The organism is Bacillus sp. AFS018417, from assembly GCF_002560985.1.
Classification (GTDB): domain Bacteria; phylum Bacillota; class Bacilli; order Bacillales; family Bacillaceae_G; genus Bacillus_A; species Bacillus_A rhizoplanae.
The window spans coordinates 1-11,073 of record NZ_NTTM01000076.1; the positions used below are offsets into that span (position 1 = coordinate 1).

Here is an 11,073-nt window from a genome sequence, read left to right on the forward strand (position 1 = left end):
ATGAATTATAGAGCTGCTTTTTTGTGTATTTAAGTTCACTTTAGACGAAACAAGTGTTAGTTGGTGTCCTATCTATATATAATTGGATACTTTTTGCACGATGTATTGTATCGTTGATTTCATTTTTTCATCATCTACATTATTTCTATATTCATGGTGGATGACTTGATGCTTTTTAAGCATGTAATAATCAAAGAGTGCTTGATATAAAGTCATATTGTTTTGAATTAAGATTGTAGGTTCAAAGAGCTTTCGTAGTAGCACATCGTCTTGGATAAGGATAAGTACTGGATTTACAGCATTGAACACTTCTTTTTCTATATGCTCCTCATAGAATTTTTTTAATTGATTATTTCGTTCGTTTTGAGCTTGTATGATTTGTTCATATAGTACTGGAGCATTATGTTTTAAATCTGATAGAAAGGCATCAGATATGTAAAAAGAAATGAGTAATGATTGTTCAAATGTTTTTTGAAATCTTTCTCCAAACGGAACTGTTTCTTCAAAAATCGTTTGATCAATACTAGTAATATATTCGGCATAAATGTTGACGATGTATTGGATAATCTCTTCTTTTGATGAGAAGTATTTGTACATCGTTGCTTTACTAATATCCATATAACGAGCAATATCATCTGTTCGTAATGGGCTTATTCCTTGTTTTTTTACGATCGGTAATAATTTGAAAATGAGCTTTTTTCTCATTTCTACTTGATCATCAATATTTTTATTTAACATAACAACCCTCCTTGCAATTCATTTATTATAAATAAATTTATGCATTTATACAAATTAAACTAATTGAACTAAAAAAGTAAAAATAGTTTACTTGTTTTCAGATGTATGCTATTCTCTTTTTACAGTATCTTTTCGAAAGAAGGCGAACTTATGAAAAAGAAGAAGTTAGGTTCACAAGGATTAGAAGTATCGGAAATGGGATTAGGTTGTATGGGAATGTCTGAATTTTATGGTCAGACAGATGAGATAGAGGCGACAAAAACAATTCATCATGCTCTTGAACTTGGAATTACAATGTTCGATACAGCGGATATTTATGGATATGATGAAGAGGGAATGGGAACAAATGAAAAACTAGTAGGGAAAGCGTTACAGGGATTTCGGCATGATGTGAAAATTGCAACGAAGTTTGGAGCACTGCGAAATGCAACAAAAGCGTTAGGATACAACGGTTCCCCTCAATATGTGAAGGAAGCATGTGAAGCAAGTTTAAGAAGATTAGGGACAGACTACATCGACTTATATTATTTACATCGTGTTGATCCAAATACACCAATTGAAGAAACTGTAGGTGCGATGGCAGAGTTAGTGCAAGAAGGAAAAGTACGTTATATCGGACTGTCTGAAGTAACAGGTGAGCAATTAAAAACAGCTCATGCAATTCATCCAATTTCAGCTGTTCAAACAGAATACTCTCTTTGGTCTCGCGATCCAGAGAAAGATATTTTAGGGGTTTGTCGTGAATTAGGCGTTGGATTTGTTCCATATAGTCCACTTGGCCGAGGATTTTTAACGGGTAATTTAACAAGCCGTGATCAATTAACACCTGATGATTGGAGATACTATAATCCACGTTTTTCAGAAGAGGCATTTGCTTCTAATATGAAAATTGTTGAAGGAATTAAACAGCTTGCATTAGAGAAAGAATGTACGCCTGCACAATTAGCGCTTGCCTGGGTCGTTGCACAAGGTGAGGGAATCGTACCAATTCCAGGTACAAAGCGAGTGAAGTATTTAGAGCAAAACATAGCGGCTCTTGAAATAACTTTAACAAAAGAAGAACTAGCATACTTAAATACGATTGCACCTATTGGTGATACGTTTGGTAATCGATATTAAGATTGGTAATCTATAAAAAATCAATTGAAAAGGAAAAGGATGGGATGATGTGCAAACAGAAAGCAAGCATTTGCTGAATGAATCATTTGCTAGAACGTTAGTAAAATCGTTACAAGGAGAACGCGGGCATATTCCAATTAAAAATGCAATTGCAGATATTGATTGGGAACTATCAGGAAAACAAGTAGAAAACATTCCGTATTCCATCTACCAACTAGTGATGCATATGAAATATTGGCAAGATTTTCTCTTACTTGGTTTACATGGAGAAAAACCACAACTTCCAGCGCACGTGAAGGAGAGTTGGCCAGTTGAACATATAGCGAAAAATCAAGAAGAATGGGCGGAGATTATAAGACAATTTCTAGCGGGAATCGATACTGCTTGTACAATTGCTCAAACTACAAAACTTGATGAGCCTTTAGCGCGTTATCCAGATATAACAAGGGCCGATACGTTACGTAATATTGCTTCACATAATAGTTATCATTTGGGAGAAATTGTATTGCTGCGTCGTTTATTTGAGGCGTGGCCTCCACCGAGTGGCGGTTATCCAGCTTGAGGAAATAACTTTTCTCACTAAGCCGTAGTTAAAGAAAATGGATTCTGATTACTTGTTGGTGAAATAAAAAAACAAGCTTCTTCATATTGAAAGAAGCCTGTTATGTTTTATTAATTCTTCCCCTCACCATTCATCCATTACCTCAAAGTTATGTCAAAAACAAAGAAGTTAGGTGAGGATAAACAATCCATAAAAGTTCGACTGGTCAGATCTAATGAACAGTAGGGCTAAAGAAAACTCTCGATTTTCAAAGCTACATTTTAACTTAGAACAATAAGCTCTCTATTAGCGTGTGTAATCACTTCATAACCAGTTTTCGTAATGACAATATCATCTTCAATTCTGCAACCGCCCCAATTTGGGATATAAATACCTGGTTCTACGGTTACAACCATTCCTTCTAGCAGTGTGTCTGTACTATCTTTTGATAATCGAAGAGGTTCATGAAGTTCTAATCCAACTCCATGGCCTGTTGAATGACCGAAGTATTCACCGTAGCCGTGTTCAGTAATGTAATTTCTTGTAATATCATCGATTGTTTTTGCTGATTCACCTGGGCGAATTGCTTGGGTGCCGCGCTTTAAAGCTTCAAGTACAATGTTGTATATCTTTACAAATTCCTCAGAACAACTACCGATGGCAACAGTGCGCGTTAAATCAGAGCAATATCCGTTATAAAGTGCACCAAAATCTAATGTAACAATATCCCCGTCTTCAATGATTTTACTTGTAGCTACCCCATGCGGGAGAGAAGAGCGAGTGCCAGAGGCTACGATAATGTCAAATGATGAAGAGGAAGCACCTTGTTTTCGCATGAAAAATTCTAATTCATCTCTTACATCCCATTCAGATACACCAGGTTTAAGGAAGCTTGTAATATGTTGAAAGGCATCATCTGCGATGCGAGCTGCAATTTTAATCATTTCGATTTCAGTCTCTTCCTTCACGGTACGAATCGTCTCTATTATTTCATTTACATGAACAAGTTCGATATTTATATAATTTTGTAACGCTGTATATTGTTTCAGCGTCATATTATTTTCTTCTACACCTAATTTGTTTATTTGTAATCGGTTTACTTGCGCGGCAATTTCTTGTTCTATGTTCCCTTTATGCATAACAATTTCTGCTTCGTGTACTTGTGCTTTCGCTTGATCTGTATAACGGAAATCTGTAATAAATACTGCATTTGTAGGAGAGAGTAAGACAACTCCAGCAGTACCTGTAAATCCAGATGCATATCGGCGGTTTTCTTTTTTGGTAATCAGTAATCCGTCTATTCCGTATTGATGTAGCTGTTCTTGTATTTTTTTGATTCTTGAAGTCATGTTAATTCCTCCCTTTCATCTCCTTATATAAAGCAATAATAGTGCCAATCTTTTTTTATAAGAGAGAAAATCTTTTATCCCGCATTAATGGGCAGTAAGACCCCCACCTCAAGATTCAGAGAAAAGCGAAGAAGATAGGGGGGTAACTGCCCGTAAAAGCCCGATTGGTTCAACTAACCATGAGTGGAGATGAAGAAAACCCCCACTGATGGAAGTTTCACTTTATCCCGCATGAGTAGGGAGTAAAGCTCTGCGAAGAAAAGAGTTTTTTATATCTATGTCAAATAATATAGACACNNGTGTCTATATTATTTGACATCACAAATGATTGTGTAAAAAATGAAAGACAAAGAGATGATTACAATATTGTAATCATCTCTTTGTTTTTAAGCTTTCAACTTCATAACAGTATCCACATCAGGTGTTACATACACCGTTTGCTGGTTATCATACGTAACAAATCCAAGCTTCGCTCCGCTCGGCTTTTTCACATGACGAATTTTTGTATAATCGACTGGAACTGAGCTCGATTCCTTTGCTTTACTAAAGTAAGCAGCGAGCTTTGCAGCTTGAATTAATGTTTCTTCGCTTGGCTCTAATGAACGAATGACAACGTGTGAGCCTGGAATGTCTTTCGTATGAAGCCAAAATTCATCACGGCGTGCAAGTTTATTTGTTAAATAGTCGTTTTGTTTGTTATTTTTTCCGACTAAAATCTCTGTTCCATCACTTGCAATATATTTGTCTAATACAGGTTTTGCTGGTTTCTTTTTTGCGTTTTTTGACTTGCGATTACGTATATATCCTTCTTCGGCTAGTTCTTCACGAATTTCTTCAATATCTTTAGAAGAAGCAGCCTCCATTTGCTGTAGTAAACTATCAAAGTAAAATATTTCTTCATTTGTTTTTTCAATTTGCTCTTCAACGATTACTACAGAATTTTTTGCTTTTTGATATTTTTGGAAATAACGCTGTGCATTTTCTGACGGTGTGCGTAATGGATCTAAGGTGATCTTTACAGTTCCGCTATTTTCATCATAGTAATTGATAACCTCAACTTCTTTGTCGCCTTTTTTCACTGCATACATATTGGCTGTAAGCAATTCACCAAATAGTTGATATTTATCTGCTTTACTTGCGTCTTCTAAAGTTTTTTGCAATTTAATTAATTTTTTTTCGTTTTTTGCTTTTTCATTTTGCATAAAACGTTCTAAATCATGAGCCTGTTGTTTCACTCGATCCCGCTCTGCTTTTCCGAAGAAGAAACGATCTAGTAATTCGCTTACAGATGAGAATGCTTTCTCTTCACCTTTTAAGTGTGAAAGTGGGAATAAATAAAAGAATTCTTTCCCCTTAGCTATGATCATCGAAGGAGTATACTGATGTTTTAGTAATAGTTTTTGTAATGTAAAAAATACTTCGGATAATGCATTTTCATTCACCATTCCAGCTTTTGCAACTACTTCTTTTGCAAATAGGGGAGAAATCCCCATAAAAGCTCCTACGAGTTGTTTATCCATATTTCCTGCTAAAAAGTCTAGCGGTCGAATAAATTCTTCTTGCGTTTCAATTTGCAATGGATTGATTTTCTGTTGTGCAGGCGGTGCTATATATTCAGCTCCAGCATATACAGTGCGGTGACGGTTTACCGCTAAGGAAACGTGTTTTAGGCTATCCAAAATTATATTTGTTTTGGAGTCTACTAAAATGATATTGCTATGACGCCCCATTATTTCAATAATTAATGTTTTTAATGATTCATCACCAATTTCATTGCGACTACGAATAGTAATTTGGATGATTCGTTCTAAATCAATTTGTTCAATTTTCTCAATAAATCCACCTTCTAAATGTTTACGAAGAAGCATGCAAAACATTGGCGGCAATGCAGGAGAATCGTAATTTTGTGTTGTAAGGTGCATGCGCGCGTACGTTGGGTGTGCGGAAAGAAGTAGTTTTTGATTTTTTCCGTTTGCCCGAATATGTAACAAAATTTCATATTTTGACGGTTGATATATTTTTGAAATTCTTCCTGTTTGAAGAGAATTTGCAATTTCGTGTGTGATTGCTCTTGTAAATAATCCATCGAATGCCACGTTGAACACTCCTTTCTTACTAAAAGTTAATTATAGCATTTTTTCGGACGAGGCTGAATAAGCTTTCATTAGAGCATGTCTGCAATCAGGAGGTAGATGGCGAGATGAATTGGTATGAACTGCGTGCACATGAAGTTGAAGAGCGAACGAATACAAATGTAAAGACAGGGTTGACAGAGCAAGAGGTGCAAGGTCGACTAAAAAAACTTGGCCCAAATGAACTCCAAGAAGCAAAACGGCCTTCTGCACTTGTCGTGTTCTTAGCACAATTTAAAGATTTTATGGTACTTGTTTTGTTTGGAGCAACGATTATTTCTGCTTTTTTAGGAGAATATGTTGATGCAATTGCTATTGTTGCAATTGTCATTATCAATGGAATTCTCGGTTTCTTTCAAGAGAGAAAAGCAGAGAAATCGTTGGAAGCATTAAAAGAGCTTGCCGCCCCGCAAGTAACTGTACTTCGAAATGGAAAGTGGATGAAAATTCCTTCGAAAGGCCTTGTGCTTGGGGATATTATTAAATTTTCAAGCGGGGATCGTATCGGTGCTGATGTGCGCCTCATTGAAGCTTCGAGTCTATATATTGAAGAATCAGCATTAACAGGAGAATCCGTGCCAGTGCAAAAGAAAATTGATGTTTTGCATGGTTCGGATGTTTCAATTGGTGATCAAACAAATATGGCATTTATGGGTACTATGATTACAAGAGGATCCGGCATTGGAGTTGTTATTGGCACAGGAATGAATACAGCAATGGGGCAAATTGCAAATATGCTGCAAAATGCGGAGCAAAATGAAACGCCGCTGCAGAGAAGACTTGAGCAGCTGGGGAAAATTTTAATTATCGTCGCATTAATTTTAACGGCACTTGTTGTATTAGTTGGTGTTTATCAAGGTAATGAAATGTACCATATGTTTTTAGCAGGTGTTTCGCTTGCTGTTGCAGCGATTCCGGAAGGATTGCCTGCGATTGTGACAGTAGCACTTTCACTTGGCGTTCAGCGTATGATTAAGAAAAAAGCAATTGTAAGAAAGCTTCCAGCGGTTGAAACGTTGGGATGTGCATCTGTCATTTGTTCAGACAAAACAGGGACGATGACGCAAAATAAAATGATGGTTACGCATGTCTGGTCGAGTGGTGAAATCTGGAATGTAACGGGGCAGGGCTATGAACCAAAAGGTGAATTTATAAAAGATGAAAAGAAAGTAAATCCAACAGCGGCCCGTTCCTTATATCAACTCCTCACATTCGGATGCTTATGTAACAACGCAAATATTGTGAAAAAGAAAAAAACGTATGTATTAGACGGTGACCCGACAGAAGGGGCACTCGTTGTAGCAGCGATGAAGGCTGGCATTTCAAGAGAAGGTATAAAGGATCAATTTGAAATTATTCACGAGTTTCCGTTCGACTCAACGCGGAAAATGATGAGTGTAATTGTTCGTGACAAAACAGGGAAAAAATTTGTGATAACAAAGGGAGCACCTGATGTTTTATTAAAAATGAGTCAAACTATTTTATGGGGAAATAAACAGCAGCCATTAACAGAATTGTACAGAAACGAAGTGCAAACGGCGATTTATCATTTAGGAAGTCAAGCACTTCGTACAATTGCAATTGCTTTTAAACCATTAAAAACAACTGATCACATTCAAAGTGAACAAGAAGCAGAACAAGATTTAATGTTTATTGGATTGCAAGGAATGATTGATCCGCCAAGACCAGAAGTGAAGCAAGCGGTGCAAGAATGTAAAGATGCGGGTATTAAAACGATTATGATTACAGGAGACCATAAAGTAACAGCGATGGCAATCGCTGAGCAGCTTGGAATTTTACCACCTGGTGGCCGCGTTGTGGAAGGAATTGAACTCGCAAACATGTCGGTTGAAGAATTAGAAGATATTGTGGATGAAACGTATGTCTTTGCACGTGTTTCTCCGGAACATAAATTGAAAATTGTGAAGGCGCTGCAAAATAAAGATCATATTGTGGCGATGACCGGTGATGGTGTGAATGATGCCCCTGCTATAAAAGCAGCTGATATTGGGGTAGCGATGGGAGTTACGGGGACAGATGTCGCAAAAGAGGCATCATCTCTTGTGTTATTAGACGATAACTTCGCTACTATAAAAGCAGCAATTAAAGAGGGAAGAAATATTTACGAAAACATTCGGAAGTTTATTCGTTATTTATTAGCATCAAATGTTGGAGAAATTTTAGTTATGTTATTTGCGATGATACTAGCATTACCATTGCCGCTCGTACCAATTCAAATATTATGGGTGAATTTAGTAACAGATGGTTTACCAGCAATGGCGCTCGGGCTTGATGCACCAGAAGGTGATGTTATGCGTAGGAAACCGCGTCATCCAAAAGAAGGAGTATTTGCGAGAGGACTTGCATGGAAAATTGTTAGCCGCGGTTTTTTAATTGGTGCTATGACACTCTTAGCGTTTATTATTGCACACAATCAAAATCCAAATGAATTAAAGTATGCACAAACAGTTGCTTTTGCAACACTTGTTTTAGCACAGCTTATTCATGTGTTTGATTGTCGCAGTGAGCATTCTGTATTTCACCGTAATCCATTTGGAAATATGTACTTAGTAGGAGCAGTGCTTATTTCGATTTTACTAATGTTAGTAGTGATTTATTATCCACCATTGCAACCGATCTTTAGTACCATGCCAATTAAAGCAAGAGATTGGCTCTTGATTGTTGGTCTTTCTTCTATTCCAACATTCTTATTAGTGGGATCTTTACTAACCGGGAAGCCTGAAAAGAAGAAACCAATTGTATATAAAAGAGGTGTAAACTTGAAATAGTAAATGGGATAAAAGTATGATATAATTTCAAAAGGTAGTAGAGTAGAGTCTCTATTACCTTTTTCATTGAGTAAGATCATGGCTTGGATGTGATAAAATGATTTCGAGTATGACAGGGTTTGGACGCGCAAAGGTAGAAAGTGATGCGTTTCAAATTACAGTAGAAATGAAGTCGGTCAATCATCGCTTTTTAGAGATGAATATTCGTCTTCCGAAGCAAATGATGGTGTTCGAGGATAAAATCCGTAAATTAATTGCAGAACAAGTTGGCCGCGGACGTATTGAAGTATCGATTATTGTTGAAGGGGAAGGGCTCGTTGAACGGAAATTACGCGTGGACTGGTCCCTTTTAGAGCAATATAAGCTCATTATGGAAGAAGCGAAGGAGAAATTTCAATTACAGGATTCGATTACATTACAGCAGCTTATTGCTATGCCAGAAGTGACAGCAATTGAAGAAGTTGAGAATGTAAATGAAACGTTTGAACATAGTTTGTATGAAGCGGTTCGCCGCGCAGCTAGTATGTTAAAAACGATGCGTGATGGTGAAGGAGAACGACTGCATAAAGATTTGGAGCATCGTTTGCAAGAAATTCACACGTGCGTGCATGCCATTGTTCCCTATGCGCCGTCAGTCATTCAAAAATATCGTGAGCGTTTGGAAAACCGTTTGAAAGAATTACATAATCAAGAATTAGAGGAACAACGATTACTTACAGAGATAGCGGTGTTTACAGACCGCTGTGATATTCATGAAGAGTTAGTTCGACTGCAAAGTCATTTAGAACAATTTCAAGAGGCGCTGCAAAGTACAGAACCGGTTGGAAGAAAGATGGACTTTATTGTACAAGAGATGCATCGTGAAATAAATACAATTGGTTCGAAAGCAAATGACTTAACAATTTCAAAATATGTTGTTGAAATGAAAAATAATCTTGAAAAAATTCGTGAACAAGTACAAAATATTGAGTAGCTGTCAATTGTATACGGAGTTATACGAGAGAGAGAAATCGGATAGACTTACTAGGAGGCGCAAACTATGGCCATGCGGTTTTTAAATATTGGATATGGAAATATCGTATCTGCACATCGAATTATTTCCATTGTAAGTCCGGAATCAGCACCGATTAAAAGGTTAGTACAGGAAGCTCGCGAACAAAATGTGCTGCTTGATGCTACTTATGGTCGAAAAACACGAGCAGTTATTGTTATGGATGATGGACATATTGTATTAAGTCCAATACAACCGGAGACAATTGCTCATCGATTAAATAATAAAGAAGATTTAAGTGACGAAGGGTAGGTTTAACATATATATGAGAAGTAGAAGAGGGTTGCTCATTGTTCTTTCAGGGCCTTCTGGTGTTGGAAAAGGAACGGTTCGAAAGGAATTGTTCAATCAAGAAGATACAAATTTACAATACTCTATTTCTGTAACAACGCGTAAACCACGTGAAGGAGAAGTAGATGGTGTTGATTATTTCTTTAACACGAGAGAAGAATTTGAAGAGATGATTCGTAACAATAAACTGCTTGAATGGGCGGAGTTTGTTGGAAACTATTACGGAACACCAATTGATTATGTAGAGCAGACATTGCAGCAAGGGAAAGATGTTTTCTTAGAAATCGAAGTGCAAGGCGCGATTCAAGTAAAGAAAGCTTTTCCAGAAGGAGTATTCATCTTTTTAGCTCCTCCAAGTTTATCGGAACTAAAAAACCGCATTGTTGGTCGTGGTACAGAAACAGAAGAAGTAATTCAAAATCGTTTAACAGTAGCAAAAGAAGAAATCGAAATGATGGATGCTTATGACTACGTAGTAGAAAATGATGAAGTGGAACTTGCTTGCGAACGTATTAAGGCAATTGTGATAGGTGAACATTGTCGCCGTGAGCGAGTAGCAAAATACTATAAAGAAATGACGGAGGAAATATAATATGTTAAACCCATCTATTGATGCATTGTTACAAAAAATTGATTCTAAATATACGCTAGTAACAGTAGCTGCAAAGCGCGCTCGTGAAATGCAAGAGCATAATGATTGTAGTGTTGAACAACCAGTATCTCATAAGTTTGTAGGAAAAGCATTAGAAGAGATTAATGCACAATTATTAAACTACGAACCAAGTGAAGATAATAACCAAAAATAAAGCTTTCTTTTCGACAAATAGAGGCATAGATACTATACTTTTCTATGTAACAGTAACAACCTATTTACAAGTAGGTTGTTATTTTTTTACGATATAGATAAATCAACATTAAAAAAACGACATAAAAGCTTTCTTTTTAGGTGAGCGAGAGCATCTGGCCATGCAAAGAAGCGGTCAGGACCTTTTTCTGCCACATGCGAAGTGAAAATAAAGTGAAACTTCCATCAGTGGGGCCTTTATCCCCACTGATGGTTAGT

The 11,073-nt window shown here is 36.9% G+C and carries 10 protein-coding genes; 7 read left to right on the plus strand and 3 right to left on the minus strand.

What is annotated here, in order from left to right; genetic code table 11:
- Positions 1–72: 72 nt before the first annotated feature.
- Complete coding sequence (locus CN326_RS22165) at positions 73–738, minus strand: TetR/AcrR family transcriptional regulator (RefSeq protein WP_098311134.1); 666 nt, start codon at positions 736–738, stop codon at positions 73–75.
- A 150-nt stretch (positions 739–888) separates the two neighbouring features.
- On the opposite strand from CN326_RS22165, the gene CN326_RS22170 reads away from it, so the two are divergent.
- Positions 889–1,857 (plus strand): aldo/keto reductase, encoded by a 969-nt coding sequence (locus CN326_RS22170; RefSeq protein WP_098311135.1) that lies wholly within the window; start codon positions 889–891, stop codon positions 1,855–1,857.
- A 49-nt stretch (positions 1,858–1,906) separates the two neighbouring features.
- A complete protein-coding gene (locus CN326_RS22175) occupies positions 1,907–2,419 on the plus strand; it encodes a DinB family protein (RefSeq protein ID WP_253630235.1) in 513 nt (170 codons plus the stop codon).
- 260 nt (positions 2,420–2,679) lie between these two features.
- On the opposite strand, the gene CN326_RS22180 is transcribed toward CN326_RS22175, so the two are convergent.
- Positions 2,680–3,747: a M24 family metallopeptidase gene (locus CN326_RS22180; protein ID WP_098311136.1), complete on the minus strand. Its 1,068-nt coding sequence runs from the start codon at positions 3,745–3,747 to the stop codon at positions 2,680–2,682.
- A 386-nt stretch (positions 3,748–4,133) separates the two neighbouring features.
- A complete protein-coding gene (locus CN326_RS22185) occupies positions 4,134–5,843 on the minus strand; it encodes an Rqc2 family fibronectin-binding protein (protein WP_098311137.1) in 1,710 nt (569 codons plus the stop codon).
- A 104-nt stretch (positions 5,844–5,947) separates the two neighbouring features.
- On the opposite strand from CN326_RS22185, the gene CN326_RS22190 reads away from it, so the two are divergent.
- From CN326_RS22190 to rpoZ, 5 genes are all read left to right on the plus strand, one after another.
- Positions 5,948–8,668: a calcium-translocating P-type ATPase, SERCA-type gene (locus CN326_RS22190; protein ID WP_098311138.1), complete on the plus strand. Its 2,721-nt coding sequence runs from the start codon at positions 5,948–5,950 to the stop codon at positions 8,666–8,668.
- Positions 8,669–8,765: 97 nt separating this feature from the next.
- Positions 8,766–9,641, plus strand: a complete 876-nt coding sequence (locus CN326_RS22195; protein WP_098311139.1) for a YicC/YloC family endoribonuclease — start codon at positions 8,766–8,768, stop codon at positions 9,639–9,641.
- A gap of 66 nt (positions 9,642–9,707) precedes the next feature.
- Positions 9,708–9,971 carry an extracellular matrix/biofilm regulator RemA gene (gene remA / locus CN326_RS22200; protein ID WP_020059206.1) on the plus strand — a complete coding sequence of 88 codons (264 nt, stop codon included), beginning with the start codon at positions 9,708–9,710 and terminating at the stop codon, positions 9,969–9,971.
- Positions 9,972–9,984: 13 nt separating this feature from the next.
- Positions 9,985–10,602 carry a guanylate kinase gene (gene gmk, locus CN326_RS22205; protein ID WP_098311140.1) on the plus strand — a complete coding sequence of 206 codons (618 nt, stop codon included), beginning with the start codon at positions 9,985–9,987 and terminating at the stop codon, positions 10,600–10,602.
- A 1-nt stretch (position 10,603) separates the two neighbouring features.
- A complete protein-coding gene (gene rpoZ / locus CN326_RS22210; RefSeq protein WP_098311141.1) occupies positions 10,604–10,816 on the plus strand; it encodes a DNA-directed RNA polymerase subunit omega in 213 nt (70 codons plus the stop codon).
- The last annotated feature ends 257 nt before the right edge of the window (positions 10,817–11,073 follow it).

Excerpts from the sequence above, each read along its gene's own strand:
- CN326_RS22190 (WP_098311138.1), top strand. The coding sequence starts at position 5,948 with ATGAATTGGTATGAACTGCGTGCACATGAAGTTGAAGAGCGAACGAAT.
- gmk (WP_098311140.1), top strand. The coding sequence starts at position 9,985 with ATGAGAAGTAGAAGAGGGTTGCTCATTGTTCTTTCAGGGCCTTCTGGT.
- CN326_RS22195 (WP_098311139.1), top strand. The coding sequence starts at position 8,766 with ATGATTTCGAGTATGACAGGGTTTGGACGCGCAAAGGTAGAAAGTGAT.
- remA (WP_020059206.1), top strand. The coding sequence starts at position 9,708 with ATGGCCATGCGGTTTTTAAATATTGGATATGGAAATATCGTATCTGCA.
- CN326_RS22165 (WP_098311134.1), bottom strand. The coding sequence starts at position 738 with ATGTTAAATAAAAATATTGATGATCAAGTAGAAATGAGAAAAAAGCTC.
- CN326_RS22170 (WP_098311135.1), top strand. The coding sequence starts at position 889 with ATGAAAAAGAAGAAGTTAGGTTCACAAGGATTAGAAGTATCGGAAATG.
- CN326_RS22180 (WP_098311136.1), bottom strand. The coding sequence starts at position 3,747 with ATGACTTCAAGAATCAAAAAAATACAAGAACAGCTACATCAATACGGA.
- rpoZ (WP_098311141.1), top strand. The coding sequence starts at position 10,604 with ATGTTAAACCCATCTATTGATGCATTGTTACAAAAAATTGATTCTAAA.